Source organism: Chryseobacterium sp. HNCC26DJ239 (assembly GCF_057180445.1).
This window is the reverse complement of the sequence record NZ_JBXUGJ010000002.1, coordinates 511,237-537,060: the sequence shown is the minus strand read 5'-3', so window position 1 is coordinate 537,060 and position 25,824 is coordinate 511,237. Positions and strand designations below refer to the sequence as shown.

The following is a 25,824-nucleotide window of genomic DNA, read 5'->3' as shown; positions in this document are numbered from 1 at the left end:
TAAAATTTTAGCTGAGTTTCCAAGTCTTGAATTTTTGGTTCTTTTGCTTCAAGGCAAAAGAATAAAGATTAAAAATAAACAATGAGTGATAAGATTTAAAATCCACAATCTGTGGTAAAAGTTCAATCTCTTTTATATTTTTAAATTTTAATCATTTTTTCATCGTTTTTGATGAGAAAAATAGCGTTTCATTTTTTATTTTTGCAGTCTACTTTCAAAAAAGCATGACTAAAGAAGAACTACTGCATAAAGCAATAAAAATAGCAGACAAAGCACATAAAGGGCAAAAAGATAAATATCACGCTCCTTACATTGCACACGTAATGCGCGTGATGGAATACGGAAAAACCTACGACGAAAAAATTGTAGGCGTTTTGCACGACGTGGTAGAAGACCATCCTGAAGAATTCAGTTTTGAATATTTACGAAATGAAGGTTTTCCTGAATATATTATTTTTGCAATCAGTTGTCTTACCAAGTTTGACACGGATGAAAATTATGACGATTTCATCAAACGTACAGAGCGTTCTCCTCTTGCCGTAGCCGTAAAACTCAACGATTTACGAGACAATATGGATTTGAGACGTGTAAACCGCGAACTTACGTCAAAAGATATCCATCGTTTTAATAAATATCTGAAAGCATATCGATATTTGTCTGAGAAATATTAAAGAAAAAATCCTAATTCAAAAAAATGAATTAGGATTTTTTTTGTTTTTTAATTACATCTTATTTTGCAATTTCTATTTTCAAAATTGTATTTTTTTCTTTTCCATAAGTGATTCTAACCTGCAAACCATCGTGAAAAATTCCATTATTAGTTTTATTGAAATAATGAAAACCCGCCAAAAGCTCACTTGAATACGAAAAATACACCTCATCGACATTAAATGACTCTTGTATAACGCCTCTTCTACCGCCTACATAAATTCGTTTAAAATTATTGATTTTACCTTCTACCACTTTTACATTATTAGATGAAAGTGCTTTTTGAGTACTTACAAATCCTTCGTCTTTGTCGTAAATTTTCAGATACAAAAACGAAGAAATTGATAAAATAAAAAAAACGCCTACACACCATAATAGAATCTTCTTTTCTATATTTTCCATGCTCTTTTTGAAGATTTTAATAATAACAAAGAGAACAAATGAAATTATGCTCGTGTATAACAAAATATCATAAGCTCGTATCGACTTCGCGGGCGTATCGAGAACTGACCAATAAAGCTCGTAGTTCATAATTTGGTTGAACGTTTTTCCTTTGCTAAAAATATAAAAAATTCGGGCTCATTTCTACGAAATGAGCCCGAACTGTTATCTAAATCTTCAAAAAATTATTTTGCAGCTTTCACATCAACAGAAATTTCGATGTCTTTGCTGATCATCCATTCTGCTGGATCTGTCTCGTCTGTTCCAAACTTGATTCCCCAATCTGCTCTGTTTACTGTAAATTTAGCCTGAATTGCAGCTGTACCTTCAGCAACATCTACTTTTGCAGGGAAAGTTACGTTGACAGTTTTACCAAGAAGCGTAAGGTTTCCGCTTACTGTTTTGTTAGCTCCAGCAATTGCATCTGCAGGTGCAGTTGCAAGATCTGCTACACTTGTGATTTTGAAATCTGCAGTAGGAAATTTCGCTACGTCGAAGAAATCAGGGTTTTTCAAGTGACCTTCAAGATCTTCTGGTTTTTTATCTTTTTCAGTTACAGAAGCTGGATCCACTTTTAGAGAAGCCATATCGATTACAAAGTTTCCTGCAGTAAGTTGACCACCATCTACGCTTAGTTCCCCAGTTTGGATAGAAAGAGTTCCCCATCTTGGTGCGAAACCTCCTTTGTGGAATGCTTTCCAGTTTACTTTTGATGCTGCAACATCAGCTTTCAAAACTTCACCTTTGCTTTCTGCTACTGCTTGTTCTGTTCCTGTTGCAGCTGCATCAGCAGATTTTTCTTTGTTACAAGATGCTGCTAATAAACCTACAGCTACCAATGCGATTACGCTTAGTTTTTTCATATTAATTTAATTATTTAAATGTTTTAAAGTTGTTAAATATAAAACTTATCAAAATATCTACCAACCTTGATAATTTTTATAGGGCAAATATAGGAGCACTTTTACTCTACAAACCTTAACATACATCAAGAAATACAAAAATTTTTATTTTTATCACAAAAAACTTGATTTACTATAAAATCGTCTTCATTTTTAATAATATTGTAATTTGTTTTCAACTGATTGACATTTTATTAAAGTAATTTTACTTAAAATATTTTTCGTGATATGTCAAAAATAATTTTTTCCTTTCTAATCGTTATAATGACTTTAGGATATTTTCAGGCACAGAATAAAGCTGAAAAAGCTATTAAAACATTCTCAGAAAAATATCCTCAAGAGAAAGTGCATTTGGTTTTTAACAAAAACAGCTATCTCGCTGGAGAAAATATTTGGTTTACCTCGTTTGTTTTTAACGGTTATGATACTTCTGGAATTTCTACTTCTTTATTTGTGGAGTTGTATGACGCAAATAAAACTCAAATCACTAAAAAAATAATCCCAATAATTAATGGTCGTGGCAATGGTAATCTTTCTCTTCCTAAAAATGCGCAGGAAGGCATTTACTATGTGAGAGCTTACACCACGTGGATGGCGAATTTCAACGAAGATTTCCAAACTATAAAGCCTATTGTAGTTTACAACCCTTCTTCTTCTCAGAAAGTTGTTCTCAATACTGATTCAAAATGGACTGCTTCTGCTTTCCCAGAAAGCGGAACTTTTTTAGACGGTATCAATACCAAATTTGCAGTGCGTCTTGAATCCAAAGGAATTCCTCCTTCAGATTGGAGTGGTTATGTGATAGATTCAGAAAAACCAAACACAAAAATTATTTCTTTTAAAGGTTTTGATGAAAATGTAGGAGCATTTTCAATAACACCACAAACTGGAAAAAAATATCAACTCGTTGTAAATGATACCAAAGGAAATAAACAATTTATTGACCTTCCTGCTGTTTCAAGCACAGGAATACACCTTCAAGTGGACAGTAGTAACGATGCAGTGAAGTTTTCGCTTCAATCTAAAAATATTGCTCCCGGAACTTTGTATAAAGTTATTGCGACACTTAATAATCAATTGGTTTTTAAAGTAAATTCAGATAAAATAATTGAAAAAAGTTATACAATTCCTACCAACACGCTTATTAATGGTATTTTGGTGTTTACTGTCTTTGATGACAAAGAAAATGTTTTGGCGCAGAGACTTTGTTTTGTACAGCCTGATTTATTAAAAATTCAAAAACCCACCATTCAATCTCTATCTTTAAATGAATCTCCAAAAGCCTTTAACTCTTTTAATGTTCAACAAAACTCCGAAGTTGAAAATTATGCAGTTCTTATAAGTGACGGAAATTCAAAAACATCGGAAGACGAAAATAGCTTACTCAGCACTTTATGGCTTACAGGAGATATTACTTCTAAAATTTATACTCCTTCACAGTATTTTACTCCACATCATAATTCTGAAGCTCTAGACGCTCTTCTAATTACAGAAAAGTGGAAAAGATTTAATTGGTCTACCATAATGGCGGGAACTTTCCCTATTATTAGTTACCAACCACAACCTTACATTTCATATAAAGGAAAAGTAACAGTTCAAGGAAAGCCAGCCGCAAATACAGATTTGAATCTTTTGTTTAATATGCCAGAAAAAGGCATTAAATTTTATCAGGTAAAAACCGATGCAAATGGCTTTTTTACTTTGAAAGGTTTAAGTTTTGAAGATTCAATTACATTTTCTTATCAACTCAACGACCCGAAGATTCCTAAGGAAAAAGTACAGGTTATTTTTCAGCCTGATTATTCTTTTGTTCCATTAAAAAATAGTCTTCTTGAAAGCAATTACAAGTTAGTGCCACGTAATAGCGGAGAGCAAATAAACAATGAGGTGAAAAGATATGTGACAACAAAAAATAATCAAAATTCTATTGATGAAAAAGCAACACTTATTCAGGAAGTAGAAATAATAAACTCCAAAAAAGACAAAACCAAAGCACTGAACGAAGCTTTAAGTGGGTCACTTTTCCAAAGTGTCAACGAACGATATTCGATTTTGTGAACGACAATAACAACAGCGCTCTCGGTTCTATGAATATTTTACAATGGCTACAAGGAAGAGTTGCCGGATTAACCCTGGAAATGAATATGGGAAACTACGTTCCTAAACTTAGAGGAAGTAACGTAAATATCTATCTCGACGAAATGAAGATAGACCCTTCACAAGTAAGTTCAGTATCCACATCAGAAATCGCTATGGTGAAAGTTATTAAAGACTCTTTTATAGGTGGTTCCGGTGGTGGAAGCGGCGCAATTGCTATCTATACACGAAGAGGCGGAATTACCGGAGCGGTAAGTGATTCTACAAGCCCTTCAAAATTGAAAAAAATTACTTTAACAGGTTTCGATAAAACGATTCCTTTTGTAAATACAATTTACGGAAATGATACTTCAAAGGATACTTCACAAGATTTCCGAACTACACTTTATTGGGAACCTAATCTAAAATTCGACCCGAAAGAACCTTCAACCGTACAATTTTATAATAATGATGATGCCAAAAACTTTAAGGTAATTATTATGGGCTTCGACGAGAAAAACTTCTCTCCAGTTTATTACTACGAAACGATTAAATAAAACAAATTTATCATTTGAAAGCAGTATTTTTTGTACTGCTTTTTTATATTCCAATCCTACATTCTTTTATAAAAAAGTCTGTATTTTAGCCTTTCCAAAAAAAATACATGAACACAACGCGCTACATTCAGCAAACGCTCAATATATCCGAAAAAAGCATTAACGCCACTTTAAAATTACTCTCAGAAGACTGCACTATTCCTTTTATTTCCAGATACCGAAAAGATGCGACAGGAAATTTAGATGAAACCCAAATTGAGCAAATTTCAAAACTCAACAAACAGTTTGAAGAACTCGTAAAACGCAAAGAAAGTATCTTAAAATCTATTGAAGAGCAAGATGCTTTAAACCCAGATTTAAAAGAAAGAATTCAAAATAGCTTTGATATTCAGGAGCTCGAAGATTTGTATTTGCCTTTCAAAAAAAGAAAGAAAACCAAAGCAGATGCCGCAAAAGAAAAAGGCTTAGAACCTTTGGCTAAAATCATTATGAGCCAGAAAACGAACGACCTTTCTTTCTTGGCTTCAAAATATTTGAATGACCAAGTTTCTACTGAAGAAGAGGCTTTGCAAGGCGCAAGAGACATTATTGCCGAATGGATTAATGAAAATATGCACGTGAGAAAAAATCTGCGTCGTTTATTCCAAAGAAAGGCTGTCGTAAGTTCGAAAGTGGTAAAAGCAAAAAAAGATGAAGAAGACGCACAAAAATTCTCTCAGTATTTCGAGTGGGAAGAAAACCTAAACAGAACGCCTTCTCACAGACTTTTAGCCATGTTAAGAGCCGAAAATGAAGGTTTCATTAAACTCAGTATCGGTATTGATAAAGACGAGGCTTTAGATTTTATCGAAAACGCTATCATTAAATCTAAAAATGAAAGTGCAGAGCAAATTGTTTTAGCCATAAAAGATTCTTATAAAAGACTTCTAGAACCCGCAATTTCCAACGAAACTTTGCAGGAAGCGAAAGAAAAAGCAGATAAAAAAGCGATTGAGATTTTCTCAGAAAACCTAAGTCAGCTACTTCTTGCGCCGCCTTTGGGAGAAAAGAGAATTCTAGCGATAGACCCAGGTTTTAAGAGCGGTTGTAAAGTAGTTTGCTTAGACGAAAAAGGAGATTTATTGCACAACGAAACCATTTATCCACACGCGCCGCAAAACGAAAGCGGGATGGCGATGAAGAAAATTCGTTCTATGGTAAATGCGTACAACATTCAAGCGATTTCTATCGGAAACGGAACGGCAAGCCGTGAAACCGAATTCTTTATCAAGAAAATTGCTTTTGATAAACCTTTGCAGGTTTTTGTAGTTTCGGAAGCGGGAGCATCGGTATATTCTGCGAGTAAAATTGCGAGAGACGAATTCCCAACCTACGATGTAACCGTTCGTGGTGCAGTTTCTATCGGAAGACGATTGTCTGATCCTTTGGCGGAATTGGTAAAAATTGATGCTAAATCTATCGGAGTTGGGCAGTATCAACATGATGTAGACCAAACTCAGCTTAAAAATGAGCTCGATTCTACGGTGATGAAATGTGTAAATTCTGTGGGAATTAACCTCAACACAGCAAGTAAATCTTTGCTAAGTTATGTTTCTGGGATTGGCGAAAAGATGGCTGAAAACATCGTAAACTATCGTGCCGAAAATGGTGCATTTGAAAACAGAAAGCAACTGAAAAAAGTTCCGAGACTGGGAGAAAAAGCTTTTCAGCAGGCGGCTGCTTTCATTAGAATTACGAACGGCGAAAATCCTTTAGATAATTCGGCGGTGCATCCTGAAGCATACGGAATCGTTGAAAAAATGGCGAAAGATTTGGGCATTAAAACCAACGATTTAGTGGCAAACAAAGAGAAAATCGCTTCAATTCAACCTGAAAAATACATTACTGAAGACATCGGAATTTTAGCCATAAAAGATATTCTGAAAGAATTGGAAAAACCAGGTTTAGACCCTAGAAAAGCAGCAAAAGTTTTTGAGTTTGACCCTAATGTAAAGAAAATTACAGACCTAAAAACAGGGATGATTCTTCCCGGAATTGTTAATAACATTACCGCTTTTGGCTGTTTTGTGGATGTTGGTATTAAAGAAAGCGGTCTTGTTCATATTTCTCAACTGAAAGACGGTTTTGTTTCTGACGTGAATGAAGTGGTAAAACTTCACCAACACGTTCAGGTAAAAGTTACCGAAGTTGATGAGGCGAGAAAAAGAATTCAGCTGAGTATGATTTTGTAATCTCCATTATATCTCAACTAAAAAAAAGCATCTGAAAATTTCTATTCAGATGCTTTTTTGTTTGAATAAACTTTCGTTGTTATCTGTAAAATTTATCCGAAAGTATTTTTCTAGGGTGCAACAGGTTTTCGGGAAGACTCTAAAGGCTGCAACGAGGGTGAAAGGAACTTTCGGGAAATCGGGAAAGTTTGATGCAAGGGTACTTTAACCTTTGGGGGAATTTTTTACTTTCCTAAAGATAAAAACGCGAGTTTTATTCAGATATTTTTTGTTTCAATGCCTAATAATGAATCGCTTTATCTAGCTCAATCGGGTTGTTGTAAGTTTTGATTTTATTTTTCAGCCTTTCATTTACTTCACGAGAATTGCTCTGCCCTACTTTTGTACCATCATTAAGGTAAAACTCGTCACTAGAACGTGTTTGTGAAGAAGCATTTCGCAGGTAGTTTACAGGGGAATCGTAGTATTTTAGTTTTAAATCTTTGTATTTTTTTTCATCAACCGCAGTACTGTTTTTCGTCATATAATCGATGTAAATATTTCTTTTTGGAGACGAAATTTTCTCTGTTTTTACGAGCTCAAATTTGTAATTATTTTTATCATCGTACAATTCCACAATTAAACCTGGAAGTCCATGAAATTTATATGGACCTTCCTGAAAAGGAATATCGGGCGAAAACCAAGCGGTCCAATTTCTACCGCCCCAAGTTGTGGTTGCTTTTTGCAGATTTAGCGAACTCACTTGCTTTTTTTCGTTGGTAAGTTTCCAATTTTGTGCAGCTTCAGAAGTGAGTTTCAATACGGCATTTACTATTTCTAAAACATCGTAATATTGATATTGCGACGAGCCATTTTTGTGTGTAATAATGTGAGATGTATTGAATTTAGAACCATCGGTTATATTGATGTTGTGCGCAACCAGAGAATCGCCAATGTAAAAATCTCGCGGATAATATTTTGTATCTTTCGCATCGATGTCTAAATGATAATTTTCCTTCGTAGTAAAGTTTTTAGTAGAGTCTTTTTTATATTCTACATCATAAATAAAGCGGTGCATTTGAGCTTTTGAAGCACAAGAAACCAAAACGATTGTCGCTATTATAAATTTCTTCATTCTAAGATTCTTTAGTTTTGATTCACAAACTCTTGTTCTTCTTTGGAAAGTAAAACGGTAGCCTCTTTATCGTCTTTCACAGGTATATTTTCCCAAATACTTTTGGTAAAATCTACTTTGTTTTCGAGCCCTTTTTTGGTCGATTCTTCAAAAGTGTTATAGATTGTTTCACTTACAAATTTTCTTTCATCTTTCTTGTCATCGTACATTACAAAAAACTTGCTTCCTTCGCTCCTTTTCAAAGATTGAATGTATTTCTTATCTTTTTTATAAAATTCGTAGGTTGTAGAAACATCTCCTAATTGATATTCATACTCTTTTCCATCGGTATTGGTTCGTTTATAAGGTTTATACCCCGCTTGAAAATAATTCATGTTGTAATACGTAATCACCTTATCTACCTTATTGTATTTAAATTCGCCTTCAATGATAATTCCGTTTCCAGATTTCACTTTCATTTTAATGAGTTGCTCGTCTCCTTCTTCGGCAATTAGTTTTCCGGAAGTTTTAGACTCTTTCATTTTCATATTCGCAAGCGCTCTATATACTTCAAACGAAAAGAAAGACTCTCCCATTTCCGAATGGGTAAATTCATTCGTTTTTGCGTTAAAAATAGCGTCCGATTTAATTTCTTTTTTATACTTCACGTTATTCAACTGCATCTGAAGAATTTCATCATAATCTTTACGATATCCATCTCTAAAATTATACATATTGCTTTTGCTCCATAATTTAGCTTCTGCAATAATCAAGAAATAAAGTTTATCATTATTAAATCCTTTAGATTTTAAAGTGACATCATACAAAGAAGGTTTAGAATAATATCTTTTGCCATAATGCGAATACAAATCATCAAAAAGTTCTTTTAGATCTACACTCACAATTTTCACCTCATCAATTTCTCTTACGATTGGTTTTAGTTTTACCAAGTTTTTGAAAGTTGAAAGATGTTCTTTGTTGAAGCCAGATGCAGAAATTTCAAAATCTGAAGCGTTGTTTTCTACCGGTGCAAAACCATCGTCGTTGGTATAAAGTACCTGTTCTTTTAAGATAATTCTGGCATTGGGAATAGGTTTTCCGGTTTCGGAATCTAGAACCTGAAGTTTTTGAGCATTAACAAAAGCCGAAAAAAAAAGAAATAGAGAAAGATATTTCATGGTATTGAGCTGTTTTTGATGAAACAAATATAAAATCAAATTCCAAAAAACTCAACACCAAATGATTTATTTATAATATTTTGTGAAACTTATTATTTTATTAACATTATCCTGTAAATGAACTGTTAAAACATTTGAATATCTTCTGTAAAAGATGATAAAAAGAGGAAAAGTTGAAAATAAAAAGCACAAAAAAACCGGTTTAGAAAACCGGTAAAAAATCTGAATTATTTTTTTGATTCTTCTACAGAAACTTTTCTGAAATCTTTGAAAAGTTTGCTAAGCTCTAAAGCTGACTTACGAGCTCTTGTTCCAGCTGCTTTGTTTCCTTTTTCAACTTGAGCATTAGCTTCAGTTGTGAACGCTTCAAATTCTGCGTTGATTTTTTCAATAAGTTCTTTCATGTCTAATAAATTTAGGTTGCAAATATATGCTTTCAGACAATTCGAGCCTAGTATCATTACAGAAATTTAACGCAAAAAAGTCGATTTTATGGGCTTTAACACCACATTTTTGTCAATTTACTAAAATAATAACCGTCCAAGAGAGCAAAATCACAAAATTCGGAACCAAAACACATTCCCATTAAACTTATTAATTACCCAAAAAAAACTTTGTAAGTACCACAAATTTGGGATATTTAACAGATAAAAGATCATGGAAAAAAGAAAAGTTCTCCTTTATTAAAAACCTAAATTTTTAGTTGAAACACGTCACATTTTTTGTAACTTAGAAAAGTACAAAATTGCATAGAGATTACTGTTCTAGGATTCTAAATTGATTGTTTATGGAAGATAAATACTATCTATTTCTGGTTTTGGCTTTTCTTTCAGAAATTTTGGGAACTGTTTCGGGTTTTGGTTCTTCCATACTCTTTGTACCGGTTGCTTCTTTATTTTTTGATTTTAAAACGGTTTTAGGAATTACAGCAATCTTTCATGTTTTTAGCAACTTGTCTAAAATAGCACTGTTCAGAAAAGGAATTAATAAAGAGATTGCCATTAAACTAGGCATTCCTGCTGTTATTTTTGTGATTATTGGAGCTTATCTCACAACTTTTATCCCAACCCAGCAAATTGAGCTTGCAATGAATTTAACACTTATCGTTCTAGCCATTTATCTCATCATCAATTTTAATAAAACGCTCGCTCAAACTAATAAAAATCTATATTTAGGCGGAATTGCTTCTGGTTTTCTTGCCGGAATTGCCGGTACAGGAGGCGCAATACGAGGTATTACATTAGCGGCTTTTCAACTTCCGAAAGATATTTTTATTGCAACATCTGCTTTGATAGATTTGGGTGTAGATACAAGTCGTGCAATTGTGTACACAAGTAATGGTTACTTTCAAAAAGAATACATTTTCCTGATTCCTTTTCTTGTAATCATAAGTATTTTAGGAAGTTTTCTCGGCAAAGTAATCCTTAAATACACTTCTGAAAAGCTTTTTAGATATATTGTATTGTCTGTTATTATTTTTACCGCTGCGTTTCAGGTTGTAAAATACTTTAATGTTTCAAGCTGAAATATTTTTTTAATATTAAACTTCACTCTTTTTATTAAGATTAAAAGCTATGCGTAAAAAAATTCTTTCGATATAGTACCAGTTCTTAATTGGTGGTGTGAAAAACTAAAAACATAACTTTTAAATCTTTTTTCACGTTTTACGGAAAACCGTAAAAAAGTAAATCTCTCAAACTCTACATTTGCCCCCGTACAATAGGGTACAAATTTAATAGGCAATTAGGTGCTCTTATAATGGGAGCGCCTTTCTATTTTACTCTATAATGAAAGACAATTTCTGCAATGGAAACCATAGTAAGAGAAATATTGACAGATAAATTTGAATACTTTCTCATTTGGGTGATCAGCTAAGAATTATTAACTTTACATGTAGTCACCTCAACCTTTATCACATGAAAAAAATAATATGTTTTCTGATTCTTACTTTGGTACTTATATCCTGTGGTGAAGAGTGCTACAATGCGCCACAACCTATTGTTTTTGAATTTGTAAATGCTAATAATGAAAATTTAATCGCCAACGGAAGTCTTGGTACATTTTATATTAAAGATGAAAACCAAGCCAACGTACCTCTCACCACAACAGATGATCATAAAGTAATCTTGGAAAACGTTGGGGTTTATAACGGTGTTAAAAACTACAAATTCTATTCATCCGTGCGAAATTTTGATTTCAGCATAGAATCATCAGAATACAAAGGCGGATGTGATGGTTACCAAATTAATAAATTAACCTTTACCGGCATTGCAATAGACGTTACGGACGAGAACGGGTATTATAAAATTACTTTTCAGTAGGATTAATTTGATTATTTTAAAGTACAAGGTTTTATTAAAGAAAAAACAATTTTCTTTTATCATCCTCAAAAAAATTGCCACGTTCCGCATTATTCCTGAGATTTATCGTGAATATTTCTTAATAGATAATACACAAAATCTTCAAAAGGAGTTTATGATATTAAAAACCAATATTTGCTTAAAACTCTTTTTTATAGTATTGTTTTCTAAAAGCTTCTGGAGTTAAGCCCGTATTTTTTTTAAAAAATTTCACAAAATAAGAAGAATCGTGATAATTTAACTTTTCAGCTATTGCATTTACAGAAAGATTAAAATTAACTAACAATCTTTTCGCTTCTAAAATAATCCTATCTCTTATTAGCTCTCCCGCAGAAAACATAGATTGCTGTTTACAAATAAAATTCAAATGAGTTGGGGTAATGTTTAGCAATGCAGCATAATCTTTAGGCATTTTTAATTCCAAAAAATTATTTTCAATACATTCTATAAATTTTTTAAATATCAGAGAATTGTATCCACTTTCAGCAAAATTAAAACTACTCTGAATTTCCTGGCTAGCCAAACCACATATTTGTAAAATAGCTGCAGCAATAATTATTTGAGAATTGCGATTGGCATCATTGGGAGACTCTGTAATAATTTGCTGAAAATAATTAAGAATTTTATCTTTTTTGTTTTCACATAAAACAACTCTTTGCTCCTCGTGAAAAATACTAAAAAAAGGAAATTCATCAATAAGAGACGAACTTATCTGCAATTGATCAAAAAAAGTAGGAGCAAAATTAATAACGTACCCTTCAACTGAAGAGTCTAAATCCCAGCTGTGAACTTGGCCGGGTCGCATAAAAAACAAGCTTTGTGGCAAAACTTTATATATTTTAAAATCAATAACATTATACCCTCCTCCCTTGATAAAATAGGTTAAATGATAAAATGAATGCCGATGAACTTGTGTTGTGTGAGGATTTCCCGGCAAGTAATCTGAAAATTGATCAATGCTGAAAATTTCATTAATTGAATGGCATGTCGACAGGCTATTTATATCAAAAATGGGATACAGATCTTTCATTCTATTTGAATATCATTTATAAAAATAACAATTTTTTCAGTAAAAACTACCATAAAACCGAGAATGCGATTCGATACCTTTGCTTCATTAAACTTTCACAAAGAAATGCTCACAAAACTTAGCAGTAAAAGTTATTTTAACCATTTATAAGTAAAAAAGGAGTTAAAAACGAAAGAAAGTTTCTTCTACATTGAATATGGATAATTTGAATACTTTCAACATTACAATTTATATTGAATTTTTGCGCCCTCATTCTATTGAGACATTTAAATTGTAACGGGTGATGATTTTTTTATTGCATATCATTTTAAACTAATAAAAATATAACAAAAGCTTACTATTAATGTCGAAAATAGAAGAAGAAAAAATAAAAGGTGGTCAAGGACAGGTTGTCATTCCAGAAACCTATAGAGATTCCTTAGGAACAATGGAACAATCTGGAAAAAGGAAATGGGTGTTTCCCAGAAAACCTAAAGGGAAATATACAAATTACCGAGCTTTGGTAAGCTATCTACTACTCATTATATTTTTCACAATACCCTTTGTAAAAATAAATGGTAATCCACTCTTTATGTTTAATGTTTTAGAAGGTGAATTTTTTATTGGAGGAAATCCTTTTTATCCTCAGGATTTCTTTATACTTACTTTAGGAGCTATAGCATCTTTAATATTTATCATCGTTTTTACTATAGCATATGGTCGAATTTTTTGCGGCTGGATATGTCCTCAAACTATTTTCATGGAATCTGTTTTCCGAAAGATAGATTATCTTATTGAAGGAGATCGTAATAAGCAAATGAAATTGGCCAGACAAGAGTGGAATTCAGAAAAAATTTGGAAAAGAAGCTTAAAATGGACGGTTTATGCTGTTATTTCTTTACTAATAACCCATTTTATGTTTATGTACATCGTGGGTTACGAAGAAGTATTGAAAATCATTTCGCAAGGGCCTTTTGCTCATGTTACAAATTTTGTGGTAATGATACTTTTTACTTCTGTATTTTATTTCATATTTGCTTGGTTTAGAGAGCAGGTTTGTACATTAGTTTGTCCTTACGGTAGATTGCAGGGTGTTTTAATAGATAAAGATACAATCAATGTTTTTTATGACTATAAAAGAGGTCAAAACCGAGCTAAATGGAGAAATGGAGAAAATCGAAAAATCGCTGGTAAGGGTGATTGTATCGACTGTCATCAGTGTGTAGTGGTATGCCCTACCGGAATTGATATTAGAGACGGCCAGCAACTCGAATGTATCAATTGTACAGCTTGTATTGATGCATGTGATGAGATTATGGAGAAAGTTGGATTACCTAAAGGATTGATACGATATGCATCTGAAAATGAAATAGAAAATCAAACTAAGTTTAAGTTTACTGAAAGAATGAAGGGCTTTGCTGCAATCTTAATACTTTTAGTCGGATTCTTAATTTTCTTATTGTATAACAGAGGTGACATGGAAACCAAATTTATTAAACCTGCTGGAAGTACGTTTTTTGTTCGAGATGGTAAAATTACAAATACTTATAACTACACTTTTCTTAATAAAACTAATGATAAAAAAATTGTAACCATTAAAGTATTAGAACCTTCCCACGGAGTTGTTAGCTATAGTTCAACAAGCAAAATCACTGTAGAACGCGATAAAATATCAAAAGGAACTATTAATATTAGTTTCCCAGAATCAGAGATGAAGTTATCTAAGCAGAACATAACAATAGGTGTATATGATATGAAAGGAAAGCTAATAGATTCTTACAAAACCTATTTTGAAGGACCTTTTATATTAAGAATACCATAATTAAAAAGCAACTCTATGACCAACAGTTAAATGTAAAACATTATTGAATACTTTTACTTACAAAAAGGTGAAATTATCAATCGCATAGAGAAGACATATAAAAATCCTCATATAAGAATATACAAAAAATATATTTTTATATGAGGATTCTTTTTATCGCTGCGTTGTTTAGATAGAATTCAACTAAATGTTAAATAACACTTTCAAAAACTCTATTTTTTTTTGCTCTTCCATCCATTATAAATCCTCACAAAGAAATTTCTTAATCTGGATTAAAAGTGAAAGCAATAAAAATTGATACATTAAAAATAAATGTTTAAAATCAAAAGTTGACTTAAAAAAAAGCACTGATATTATAGAACAAATTATAATGTCAATAAAATCTATTTCGAAGACCAAAATTAAACTCCGGTCTATACAGCATCACACACACATTAGCAGCACTTTACATAAAAAAAAACGAACAAAACATTAAAAAAAATGTCTTGTCCGTCCAAGTGACCGCAGAAGGATTCGAACCCTCACTGTCGGAGCCGAAATCCGAAGTTCTATCCATTAAACTATGCAGCCGTTTCTTTAGTAATGAGTAATTGGTAATGTGTAATTTTTGATTAATTACTTATTACCAATTACTCATTACTCATATTTTAGAACGTAATTTTTACGCCTCCTAAAACCTGAGCTCCTAAAACTTTATATCCCTGGAAAGTAGAATATTTAGCGCTTAGAAGGTTATTTCCGACCGCGAAAATACTAAAATTTTTGTGAAATTTATACTCTGCAGATAAGTTTAAATCTGCATAACCACCCACTTTTTCGTCTGTATTTTCACTAGACTGGAAAATGGTAGAACTCGGATTCAATGGATCTGGAACCGATGTAATACTGTAAGAATTTGTTGTTCTGTCGGTTGCGAAGATTCCTTTGAAGCCTAAAAGAAGTTTCTTTTCCAACATCGTATATTTTGCTCCAAAAGATGCCGTTACAAGTGGTACGTTGTAAATATTATCGTAGTTTTTCAAATCAAATTTTTGGAAACGAACTTCCCCATCAATAATCAAATTTTCAAGAGGGAAATATTGTAAACTTCCTTTAATATCACTCACATTTCCATCGTCATACACCGCCGAAAAAGTATTCGCAAAATTGTAGGCAGAACGGTTCAAAGTATACGCATTATCGAAAATTGAGTTGGCTCTGAAGAACATAATATTGTTCATTTTTCCAAAACCAGCAGAAACATCATATTTGAAAGTCTCATCAATATCGCCTCTTAAACCTGCGTAAAAATGATATTTTGTTTCCGTAGGTGTTAGAAATTGGTCAGAAAGCAAGAACGGATTTTGCTGAAGCAATTCTCCATATGTATTCAGTTTTAAACCACCATCTACTCCACCATAAAATTTAAACTCATTCACGGCTGCAATTTGGAATTCAGCTTGTGGAAACCAATACGTTTTATTTGTTTTTAACTGTTCTGCTAAAAGCAAATTATCGTTTTTACCATTCAAGAAAGAGAAATTAGAACCTAAACTTAGGTAAGAATCTCCTTTTCTAAAGCTAACTTTCGGTGTTAAACCTACATTTACAAAATTAGAAGTATTGGCATTACGAATCGTAAATTCCGTGTTTACTGCATCTAAACCTACACCCAAATCTGCATTTAAAGTAAACCCAGAATCACCCAATTCTACTGCATGTTTAGAGAAATTTCCTAGCAAAGAAACCTGATTCTCGCTTGCATCAAAATGGTCTTTCAAAAAAGAAGATTTTACTCTTACATCATTTAAAATTTCATTTGAATAAAAATCGTAGTATCCATTTACTTTAAACTGATTTACTTTTTGGTTTAAATCTACATCTGCAGACGGCGCCAAAGCATAAATTCCGTAATAATTGAAGTTGTCTAAACCATATTCAGCATTCAAATTGAATTTTCCTTTATCTCCGTAAGAATTTAAGAACGCTCCAATATTGGCTGTGCTTTGCTTAGAATCCCATTCGTAAACTTTCTTTAAACCGCTTGTTGAAAGCCAATGCGCATCTGCGCCAACCTCCAATTTATTTTGAAGAACTTTAGAAACATGCGCATCGCCTAAAATCTTGCCATAATTTCCCATTCCAAACTGCACGTAATTATTTTGAGCAGTTCCATCAAACTTCGGAGCTACATCTTCACCTTGAATGGTTGATGTTTTGAAATCGCTCACCACAGGAACATCGGTAATTGTATATTTTACTGGGTTTGCAGATTTTTCTTCAGGCGGATAGTTTTTTACCGTTTCCACCGAAGTTTTCTTTTTCTCGATTTTTTTTACTTCTGGCTCTCTTTTTTTATTTAAAATCAGCTTTTCTTCTTTAATTTGAGAAAATGCAGCCGAAGAAATTCCTAGAAATAATATGGATAATATTTGAATTTGTTTGTTCATTTTTTTGCTTTTTAAGTTTACCTGCTGTTTTACTTTTTAATCTGCTTTTTCACTTCTTTCGCTTCCGCTACGATTTCTGGGAAATCGGCGTAGTTTTCAATTATCTGATCGCAGGTATAACTTGCTTGATAGTTATCTTTTAAGCCAACATAATTTTTCGCCATCAAAACCAAAGCTTTTGCTCCCCAATATTCTTCTGAAGCATAATTATTTGCCAATTTGAAGATGGTTTCGTTTGATGTTTTATAAGATTTAGATTTATTCTGATAAAAGGCTTTTGCATACAACGCTTCTGCCGCAACTTCTGTATTCGAAGATTTTTCGAGTGAAGCGTAAGCAGATTGTGCATCCTTATCTTTTCCAGAGTTCATTAAGCTTCTCGCTTTAATCACTTTTGCAGTTTCAATAACGGCTGCAGAGTTTTTAGAATTAGCAATTACAGCATCTGCTAATTTTTCTGCTTGAGAGAAATTCTTTTCTTCAGCATAGATCTTCATCAACTCTACATTTGCATAGTTTCTGATTCCGATGTTTGAAGAATTTACCAATTGTTCCAAAGATTTTTTCGCTTCTGCCGTATTTCCTTGTGCAATCTGAATTTGTGCTACTCTCGTCTGTGCATCGTCTTGATAATCGTTGGCAACATTCGCCACATCTTGAAGTACCAATAATGCTTTCGTTGTATTTTTTGTTTGGTAATAACTTTCTCCCAACTCATATTTCGCTTGGTAAAGACCTTCACCTGTAGGGTTTTGCGTTAAATACTTTTCATAGTAAGAAATTGCATTTTTGTAATCTTTTTTCGCAAAATATTGCTTCCCTGTCGAAAGGTTGATTTCGTCAATTTCTGAAGCATCAACATTTACGCCTAAGTTTTTAGCAAAAGTTTCGTATCCAGAAACATCACCGTTTTTAGTAAAGATTGGTTTTGCAGCGGCAACAATTTTGTCTGCATACTGCGTATTTCTGTATTGTTCGCCCAAACTTCTCAGTTCAGATAAAGCTTTATCGTCTTGGTTTTGGTCAATCATATTCTGAGCTCTGTAAATGGAAGCATTTGCCACCAAATCTCGGTCTGAAGAAGATTTTACCACTTTCGAGAAATAATCATTAGAATTTCCAAAATCGTCCTGACTTGCATACGCAACACCCAATTCGTACTGAGCATCATCCATGTATTCTGAATCCGGATATTTAGAAATTAACGTTTTAAGGTTTGAAATTTTCGCATTATTATCTCCTTTAAACCCTAAAGCCATTGCTTTTTGGAACAAAGTATAATCTGTAACATCCTGATTGGCATCGTACACCGCAATTGCAGAATCTAGGTCGTTATTGGCATAATCGATGTCTGCTAAACGAAGTTCTGCATCATTTTTAAACTCAGATTTTGGATTGTTTAAATATTGTTTAAAATACTTTTGAGCCTGGTCGAATTTTTTAGATTTAAAATAAGCGTATCCTAAATCATAAGGCAGTTGCTGTTTTTCAGGGAAAGTTTCGTTTAAAAGTTTTTCATAACGTACAATTGCCGAAGGATAATTTCCTTTTTGATAATACGTTTGTCCTAACCAATACAGCGCTCTGCTGTTGAATTCTTTATTGATATTAAATTCTAAACTTCTTAATAAGAAACGTTCGGCTTCATCAAAATTTCCTTTGTTGAATTCTTCCGTTCCTAGTAAATAAGAAACTTCTTGGTCTATTTTATCAATTTCCGGAGTTGAGTTTTTCAACCTATCAATCGCATTTAAAGTTTCACGATAGTTTCCGGAATAAAGGTAAGATTTTACCAAAAGAGATTTCATTTCGGTATTATCTGCTTCCGATGAATTCTCAGTCATATACGACTGAATTACCTGCGAAGGATTTTCAAACGGGTTTCCGATATCGTAACTTAGTTTTGCGTATTGTTCCTGCGCCAGTTTTTTCACACCCTTATCATAATTCATCTGATAAGAAGATCTGAATGCAGAAAGCGCTTCCTGCTTCTTCCCTACCTCAAGATACGCGTTCCCTAATTGATAATACGCATTCTGTGCCAAAGCAGAATTTGAGTTCACCAATTGATTATAATAAGAAACCGCTTCATCATATTTTTTAAGCTTTGCAGCTACAAAACCCATTTCATAAAGATCGTTTTCGCTCGGATTCTGCTGTACTGCAAGATAATCTTTCAAGTGAGGATATGCTGAAGCATAATCGTCTTTCATGAAATAACTTTCACCAATAATCTTATGAACTTCTGCTTTGTAAGATTCAGAAATATCTTCGTTTAATAAAGAATTTCCTTCAGAAATTGCCTTATCGTAGTCTTTTTCATTAAAATACATCTGAACATAATAAGGTCTTACCAGTTTAGAATATTTCTCTTCATTTTTAATAGAATCAAAATACTGGAAAGCTTTTACATTGTTTCTGTTGGCATAATTCAAATGTCCCAACATATAGGCAATGTCTCCCTTTTGGCTTCCATCTGCAGTTTTGTATGCTTCTTCCAAAGCATCAATCGCTCCTTTAGAATCGCCCAACATAAATTTAGCATAACCTAACTTAAGGATATACTGCGTATTTTCTTCTTTTGTAAGTTGATATTGATTAACTTTCTTTAAAGTTTCTAGCGCTTTTTTGAAGTCTTTTTTTGCCAAATAATAATCTGCCAACGGAAGATTTGCCTGTGCAAAATAAGCTGAATTTGGATATTCTTTCATGAAAGCTGTTAAACCTTCTTCTGCATGGTTTTTTTGAAGAATAACGCCAATTACATTATCAAAAAACTGCGCAGCTTCTTTTTTAGATTGCGAAAGGTTTTGATTATAAAAATATTGCCTTGCATATTCGTATTGAGAAGCGTTGTAAATTTTAGTTTGATAAAGATTTTCGGCAAGCCCAAATCTATAGTTTTCTTTTTGGCTAAAATATTGTGATTGTTGCGCGTCGCTGATTCCAAAATAGACAACAGCTGCGGCTAAAAGTATTTTTTTTGACTTCATTAATGGGTATATTTTTGAATGATCTGTGTTGAAAATTAATCGTTTAGGTCTTCAAATATAAAGATAAGATTTATCCACAATTTACCAACGAAAATATCAAAAAGATATTGCTTAAACAAGGTTTTTAACATATTGTTAGTAAGTGGATTATTTTTTAAAACTTATTAACTTCTCATTAAGAAATGTTAAGAAAAAGCTAATAATTTCAAAGATTTAACTACTTTTGTTTCTTTCAACTCAAAATATACTATTGGATGAACCAGCTTTTCAAGAGAAAAACCTATTCAGAAACAGATACTTCAACATCATTACTCCGTGTTTTAGGAGTTTGGGACATTGTTTTTTTCGGAATTGCCGCCATTATCGGCGCAGGAAGCTTCAGTAGTCTTGGTGAAGCCGTTTTTAGAGGCGGTCCCGGTGTTATTTTACTTTACCTAATCTGTGGTTTTGCTTGTGGTTTTACCGCATTATGCTACGCAGAATTTGCAAGTAGAATTCCAAAAGCAGGTTCTGCATACACCTATGCTTACGCGAGTTTTGGAGAACTCATTGCTTGGGTTATCGGTTGGGCTTTAATAATGGAATATTCTTTCGGGAATATTTATGTAGCGTTTTCTTGGTCTGATTATTTTACAAGTTTTCTGGCAAGATTAGACATTCATATTCCGGAATACCTTACCTGCAGCTATTCTGAAGCACATAAAGCGATTCTCAATAATTCTACCAACAAAGAGCTTATCAACGCTTGGAATAGTGCACCACCTTTAGGTAGTTTAAAATTTATTGTAGATATTCCAGCTTTGGTCATTAATGGTTTAATCACTTGGCTATGTTATGTTGGGGTAAAAGAAAGTAAAAACTTCAACAACGCCTTGGTAATCTTAAAACTAGCGGTTATTGTTCTGGTAATTTTAGTGGGTTATAAATATGTAAACACAGGAAATTGGACACCTTTAAATCCTGAAACCGGTGTTTCATCTTTCATGCCAAATGGTTTTGCCGGAGTTATGAGTGCGGTTTCTGGGGTTTTCTTCGCTTACATTGGTTTTGATGCGTTAAGTGTTCTTTCCGAAGAAACAAAAGACCCTCAAAAAACCCTTCCAAAAGGGATGATTATCTCTTTAGTTTTGTGTACTGTTATATATATTGCACTTACTCTTGTTCTTACAGGAATGGTAGATTACAGAAAATTCGACGGAGTTGGAGATCCTCTATCTTTCATTTTTGAAAAAGACAACGCCAATGTAGCCTGGATGGAACTTACCGTATCTTTTATTGCGATTATTGCGATTACAACCGTTCTTTTAGTATTCCAGATGGGACAGCCAAGAATTTGGTATGCAATGAGTCGTGATGGTTTAATGCCACAAAAGTTTCAGGATGTACATCCAAAATACAAAACACCATCATTCGCAACGATTATTACAGGTATTGTAGTGGGAGTTCCAATTATTTTCACCGACAAAAGTTTCATCTTAGATTTCACAAGTATCGGAACCATTTTTGCCTTTGTATTGGTTTGTGCGGGTGTTTTAATGCTTCCAGCAAAAGAAAAAATTAAAGGCAGATTTCACCTTCCTTACATTAACGGAAAAATTATTTTCCCTGTTATTTTTATTGGAAGTCTGGTTGGTTTTCATTATTTTCAACCTGAATTTTTTGATCATATAATGGATTGGAAAGATCCATCCGAAGGTGAATTTAGAGCTTCTATTTTCTTCTTTATTATTATAAATCTAGTACTTTGTGTTATTGCTTTCCTTAAAAATCTATCATTAATTCCTTTGATCGGTCTAAGTTCTTGCTTATATCTTTTAACAGGAATGAGCCACGACAATTGGTTCTGGTTCGGTTTATGGTTTGCGATTGGGCTTATTATTTACTTCTTCTACGGCTACAAAAACAGCAAGTTGAGAACTACATAATAATCATGAAAAAACTACTTTTATTGTGTGCACTTATGGTTTTAAGCTGTCAAAAAAAAGACGGAATGCAAAATCATGAAAGCGCAATAAACACAATAGTTTCTGATGTAAAATACGAAGACTTCTTAAAGCAAATACATTCTAAAACTGAAAGTGAAAAGAGCACATACTTTTTCACTTTCATTAACTACGACATTCCTAAATACTGGAAAGATACACCTTGGTCGTTTGGCGGCACCACTCGCAAACCAAAATCAGGAAGCATTGCTTGTGGATATTTTGTAACCAATACTCTTAGTGACTTTGGTATTAAAATTGAAAGAGTTTTTTTAGCACAGCAACCTTCGTCTGTAATGATTAAAAAACTTTGTTCGAATATAAAATATTTCACACAAAGAAAAGACCTCGAAAATTATATTTTAAAACAACCAAAAAATACAGTTTACATTGTTGGACTAGATTTTCACACAGGTTTTATTACACGCGAAGACAAGGATACTTACTTTATACACTCCAATTACATTCGTAATAAAGGAGTGGTAAAGGAGAATACTGAAAGTTCACAAGCGTTGAACAGTTCTAAAACCTATATGATTGGAACTCTAAAATATTAAAACAATGTCTGAAAGAATCAAAACGTATGAAGAATTTTACAAATTCTACCTTACAGAACATAGCAAAACAGCCACTAAAATTTTTCATTTTATAGGAACATTTTTAGTTTTCTTTGTAATTGGATACGTAATTTCCTCTGGAAAAGAAAGATTTTTATTCTACCTTCCTATTTTTGGCTATGGATTCGCATGGTTTAGCCATGCTGTTATCGAAAGAAATAAACCTACAACCTACAGATACCCTATTTGGACTTTAATTTCTGATTTTAGAATGTTTTTTGAGTTGCTTATCGGTAAGCAAAAATTCTCTGGAAAAACAATGCATTCAGAAATCATAAAAAATCCATAATTTAACCCTACAACGTATTTAATAATGATAAAAGTTATTTCAGCTCTAAAACCAATTTCTTTTGCGCTAATTTTAATTTCTTTTGCGCAATGCTCTTCTACCCCGAAAGTTTCAAATCCTTCCGAAAAAACCATGTTTATTGCCTCAGAAACCAAAGACTGCGTTGGAGTTGGGCCCATGAAATGTCTTCAGGTAAAAGAAACAGAAAGCGCACCATGGCAAAATTTCTACACAAAAATTGAAGGTTTCACCTACGAACCTGGTTATGAATATAAATTGATTGTCAGAACAGAAAAACGTGAAAACGTTCCCGCAGATGCATCTTCAATTAGATATGTTTTGGTAAAGGAAGTGAGTAAAAAGAAGAAATAAAAAATTCATTTCAATCTTACAGCATAAAAAAACCGCTTCCAAAAGAAAGCGGTTTTATTTTATCTAAAAATTCTCACTAAAATATCGCAGGATATTTTTGAGGATTTGTTTCGTTGAACATTGCATAGATTTTTTCAACCATATCGTCTGCAGAAGGTTTAGAGAAGTAATCTCCGTCACTTGCATAGGCAGGTCTGTGATCGTTTGCAGAAATCGTTAAAGGATCTGAATCTAAATATCTAAACGCTTTTTGTTTTTCTAAAATCTGTTGAAGAATAAACGCTGAAGTTCCTCCTTCTACATCTTCATCAATCACGACCAATCTGTTTGTTTTCTTCACAGAATCAGCAATTTCATGCGTTAAATCGAAAGGAATTAAAGACTGAACGTCGATAACTTCCGCAGAAATTCCGATTTTCTCAAGTTCTGCAGCAGCTTCCATTACGATTCTCCAAGTAGAACCATACGTTACCAAAGTTACATCAGCTCCTTCTTTTGTTACCTCAATTTTTCCGACAGGAACAGTGAATTCACCTAAATTTTCTGGCTGTTTTTCTTTCAGTCTATAACCGTTCAAACACTCAACAATTACAGCTGGGTCATCACTTTGAAGCATTGTATTGTAGAATCCTGCAGCTTTTGTAAGGTTTCTTGGAACCAATACCAAAATACCTTTAGAAAGATTTAAAATTCCTGCCATTGGAGAACCAGAATGCCAAACTCCTTCTAATCTGTGACCTCTTGTTCTGATAATTACCGGAGATTTCTGACCACCTTTTGTTCTGTACTGAACCGTTGCCAAATCGTCGCTCATCCCTTGTAAACAGTACAAAATATAGTCTAAATACTGAATTTCAGCGATTGGTCTTAAACCTCTCATCGCCATTCCGATTCCTTGTCCAAGAATGGTAGCTTCACGAATTCCTGTATCTGCAACACGTACTTCGCCGTATTTTTCCTGCATACCTTCCAAACCTTGGTTTACATCACCAATATTTCCGGCATCTTCACCAAAAACTAAAGTTTGAGGATACTTTTCGAAAATTTTATCGAAATTATTTCTTACCACTACTCTTCCATCAACATCTTCAGAAGAATCTGAGTAAATTGGCTTAATTTCTTTTACATTTTCAGCTTTCCACTGAGATTGAGAGTACAAATGAGAAGAATAATTATCTTTTTCTACTTCAAAAATCTCGTTATACTTCTGCATCAACTGATTTCTTTCTGCAGAGTTTGTACCTCTTGTAGCCATTAAAGACTTTCTTACCAAATGGAAAATATCTTTTTTAGCTTTTGAAACCAATTTATTAAAGTTGCTGATATACTTTTCAATCTCGCTATTTTGTCCTTTAAGATTTTCAACTAAAGGAAGAACTGAATTTTTAAGTTCGGTAATTGTATTCTGATAGTTTTCCCAAGCCAGTTTCTGACCTGCTTTTACAATCTTTTTAGCATCTTCGTCTATTGCATCCAACTCTTCAGCTGTTGCTAAAAGCTCTTCTTTTCCTTCAATTTCGATTGAATAATTTAAAATCCACTCTCTGAATTTTAATAATCCATCAAACTGCGATTCCCAAGCTAAACGTTCTTCATTTTTATATCTTTCGTGAGAACCAGACGTAGAATGACCTTGAGGTTGAGTAACTTCAATAACATGCACAACCACAGGAACAGACTCTGTTCTTGCAAAATGCTCTGCTCTTGCATACGCATCCAAAAGAGCCGGATAATCCCAAGCTTTCACCTGAATAATCTCACAACCCTGGTTTTCTCCTTCTTTTCTTTGGAAACCACTTAGCATTTCAGCAATATCTGCTTTAGCTCTTTGGTTTTTTGTAGGAACCGAAATTCCGTAACCATCGTCCCAAATAGATACCACCATCGGAACTTGAAGCGCACAAGCCGCATTCAAAGTTTCCCAAAAATGACCTTCTGCTGTAGACGCATCACCAATTGTTCCAAAAGCGATTTCGTTACCGTCTTTTGAAAACTTTTCTGAACCATCAAATTTTACGGTTTTATAAACTTTAGAAGCTTGCGCTAAACCCAATAATCTAGGCATTTGACCAGCTGTTGGAGAAATATCTGAAGAAATATTTTTTTGAGCTGTTAAATCTTTCCAGCTTCCATCTTCATTTAAACTTCTCGTAGCGTAATGGCCGTTCATTTGTCTTCCCGCAGAAGCAGGCTCACGTTCTACGCTTGTATCTGCATACAACTGAGCAAAGAAACTTTCAACAGTAAGGGCGTCTACAGCTAAAGCAAATGTTTGATCTCTGTAATATCCAGAACGGAAGTCTCCGTTTTTAAACACTTTTGCCATTGCGAGTTGTGGTAGCTCTTTTCCATCCCCAAAAATCCCGAATTTAGCCTTTCCTGTGAGAACTTCTCTTCTACCTAGGTACGACATTTCTCGAGAGATTCTTCCCAATTTATAATCACTAATGATCTGATTTTTAAAATCTTGAAAAGAAATCTGTTGTGTTTCTATATATGTTGTCTGCATAGCACTATGATTTTTACAAATATATATAAATTTTACTGTACGCAATAAAACAATTTTGCAGAATTCATATTTTAAAGTATTTTTTTTAAACATTTCATAATAGCAGACATCTTTAAGATATCTTTAAAAATATGTACAAAAAATCATAACTGCTTAAAAAAGAAAGATCCCTGCGTGAATCACGCAAGGAATCTAAAAACACAAATGATGAAAAAAAAAAAAAAAATTGTTATATATGTGAGTGTGGTTTGGTCTG

20 protein-coding genes and 1 tRNA gene are annotated in these 25,824 nt (G+C 33.2%); 11 read left to right on the top strand and 10 right to left on the bottom strand.

Features of this window, described 5'->3' with window-relative positions; translation table 11 throughout:
• The first annotated feature begins 224 nt into the window (after positions 1–224).
• Positions 225–671: a phosphohydrolase gene (locus AC2A1D_RS06190; RefSeq protein ID WP_484042759.1), complete on the top strand. Its 447-nt coding sequence runs from the start codon at positions 225–227 to the stop codon at positions 669–671.
• Between the two features lie 58 nt (positions 672–729).
• Here AC2A1D_RS06190 and AC2A1D_RS06185 read toward each other — a convergent pair whose 3' ends face one another.
• On the bottom strand, positions 730–1,110 hold the full coding sequence (locus tag AC2A1D_RS06185) for a hypothetical protein (protein WP_484042758.1): 381 nt from the start codon (positions 1,108–1,110) through the stop codon (positions 730–732).
• Between the two features lie 224 nt (positions 1,111–1,334).
• Entirely contained in the window at positions 1,335–2,012 is a 678-nt protein-coding gene (locus tag AC2A1D_RS06180; protein ID WP_484042757.1) for a YceI family protein, read from the bottom strand.
• A 267-nt stretch (positions 2,013–2,279) separates the two neighbouring features.
• On the opposite strand from AC2A1D_RS06180, the gene AC2A1D_RS06175 reads away from it, so the two are divergent.
• From AC2A1D_RS06175 to AC2A1D_RS06165, 3 genes are all read left to right on the top strand, one after another.
• A complete protein-coding gene (locus tag AC2A1D_RS06175) occupies positions 2,280–4,109 on the top strand; it encodes a hypothetical protein (RefSeq protein ID WP_484042756.1) in 1,830 nt (609 codons plus the stop codon).
• Positions 4,106–4,684, top strand: a complete 579-nt coding sequence (locus AC2A1D_RS06170) for a hypothetical protein (RefSeq protein WP_484042755.1) — start codon at positions 4,106–4,108, stop codon at positions 4,682–4,684. The genes AC2A1D_RS06175 and AC2A1D_RS06170 overlap by 4 nt, the downstream gene beginning before the upstream one ends.
• A gap of 107 nt (positions 4,685–4,791) precedes the next feature.
• Positions 4,792–6,915, top strand: a complete 2,124-nt coding sequence (locus AC2A1D_RS06165; protein WP_484042754.1) for a Tex family protein — start codon at positions 4,792–4,794, stop codon at positions 6,913–6,915.
• A gap of 280 nt (positions 6,916–7,195) precedes the next feature.
• Here the strand turns inward: AC2A1D_RS06165 and AC2A1D_RS06160 are convergent, their stop codons facing one another.
• From AC2A1D_RS06160 to AC2A1D_RS06150, 3 genes are all read right to left on the bottom strand, one after another.
• On the bottom strand, positions 7,196–8,029 hold the full coding sequence (locus AC2A1D_RS06160) for a GLPGLI family protein (protein ID WP_484042753.1): 834 nt from the start codon (positions 8,027–8,029) through the stop codon (positions 7,196–7,198).
• Positions 8,030–8,040: 11 nt separating this feature from the next.
• On the bottom strand, positions 8,041–9,186 hold the full coding sequence (locus tag AC2A1D_RS06155) for a hypothetical protein (protein WP_484042752.1): 1,146 nt from the start codon (positions 9,184–9,186) through the stop codon (positions 8,041–8,043).
• A 227-nt stretch (positions 9,187–9,413) separates the two neighbouring features.
• Entirely contained in the window at positions 9,414–9,590 is a 177-nt protein-coding gene (locus tag AC2A1D_RS06150) for a histone H1 (RefSeq protein ID WP_312077381.1), read from the bottom strand.
• 383 nt (positions 9,591–9,973) lie between these two features.
• On the opposite strand from AC2A1D_RS06150, the gene AC2A1D_RS06145 reads away from it, so the two are divergent.
• Both AC2A1D_RS06145 and AC2A1D_RS06140 read left to right on the top strand, forming a co-directional pair.
• Complete coding sequence (locus AC2A1D_RS06145) at positions 9,974–10,711, top strand: sulfite exporter TauE/SafE family protein (RefSeq protein WP_484042751.1); 738 nt, start codon at positions 9,974–9,976, stop codon at positions 10,709–10,711.
• Between the two features lie 391 nt (positions 10,712–11,102).
• Positions 11,103–11,507, top strand: coding sequence for a hypothetical protein (locus tag AC2A1D_RS06140; RefSeq protein WP_484042750.1), 405 nt, complete (start codon positions 11,103–11,105; stop codon positions 11,505–11,507).
• A gap of 178 nt (positions 11,508–11,685) precedes the next feature.
• Here the strand turns inward: AC2A1D_RS06140 and AC2A1D_RS06135 are convergent, their stop codons facing one another.
• Positions 11,686–12,576, bottom strand: a complete 891-nt coding sequence (locus tag AC2A1D_RS06135) for an AraC family transcriptional regulator (RefSeq protein WP_484042749.1) — start codon at positions 12,574–12,576, stop codon at positions 11,686–11,688.
• Positions 12,577–12,919: 343 nt separating this feature from the next.
• Here AC2A1D_RS06135 and ccoG point away from each other — a divergent pair, with 343 nt between their 5' ends.
• Positions 12,920–14,377: a cytochrome c oxidase accessory protein CcoG gene (gene ccoG / locus AC2A1D_RS06130; RefSeq protein WP_484042748.1), complete on the top strand. Its 1,458-nt coding sequence runs from the start codon at positions 12,920–12,922 to the stop codon at positions 14,375–14,377.
• 498 nt (positions 14,378–14,875) lie between these two features.
• Here the strand turns inward: ccoG and AC2A1D_RS06125 are convergent.
• The 3 genes from AC2A1D_RS06125 to AC2A1D_RS06115 form a co-directional block, all read right to left on the bottom strand.
• Positions 14,876–14,947: transfer RNA gene (locus tag AC2A1D_RS06125), tRNA-Arg, on the bottom strand.
• 77 nt (positions 14,948–15,024) lie between these two features.
• Complete coding sequence (locus tag AC2A1D_RS06120) at positions 15,025–16,806, bottom strand: TonB-dependent receptor (RefSeq protein ID WP_484042747.1); 1,782 nt, start codon at positions 16,804–16,806, stop codon at positions 15,025–15,027.
• A gap of 29 nt (positions 16,807–16,835) precedes the next feature.
• On the bottom strand, positions 16,836–19,799 hold the full coding sequence (locus AC2A1D_RS06115) for a tetratricopeptide repeat protein (protein WP_484042746.1): 2,964 nt from the start codon (positions 19,797–19,799) through the stop codon (positions 16,836–16,838).
• A 254-nt stretch (positions 19,800–20,053) separates the two neighbouring features.
• On the opposite strand from AC2A1D_RS06115, the gene AC2A1D_RS06110 reads away from it, so the two are divergent.
• The 4 genes from AC2A1D_RS06110 to AC2A1D_RS06095 are packed head-to-tail and all read left to right on the top strand — an operon-like array spanning position 20,054 to position 23,059.
• A complete protein-coding gene (locus AC2A1D_RS06110) occupies positions 20,054–21,724 on the top strand; it encodes an APC family permease (protein ID WP_484042745.1) in 1,671 nt (556 codons plus the stop codon).
• Between the two features lie 5 nt (positions 21,725–21,729).
• A complete protein-coding gene (locus tag AC2A1D_RS06105) occupies positions 21,730–22,338 on the top strand; it encodes a hypothetical protein (protein ID WP_484042744.1) in 609 nt (202 codons plus the stop codon).
• 4 nt (positions 22,339–22,342) lie between these two features.
• Positions 22,343–22,687, top strand: coding sequence for an Mpo1-like protein (locus AC2A1D_RS06100; protein ID WP_484042743.1), 345 nt, complete (start codon positions 22,343–22,345; stop codon positions 22,685–22,687).
• A 24-nt stretch (positions 22,688–22,711) separates the two neighbouring features.
• Positions 22,712–23,059, top strand: coding sequence for a DUF4377 domain-containing protein (locus AC2A1D_RS06095; RefSeq protein ID WP_484042742.1), 348 nt, complete (start codon positions 22,712–22,714; stop codon positions 23,057–23,059).
• A gap of 76 nt (positions 23,060–23,135) precedes the next feature.
• Here AC2A1D_RS06095 and AC2A1D_RS06090 read toward each other — a convergent pair whose 3' ends face one another.
• Entirely contained in the window at positions 23,136–25,568 is a 2,433-nt protein-coding gene (locus AC2A1D_RS06090; RefSeq protein ID WP_484042741.1) for an alpha-ketoacid dehydrogenase subunit alpha/beta, read from the bottom strand.
• Between the last annotated feature and the right edge of the window lie 256 nt (positions 25,569–25,824).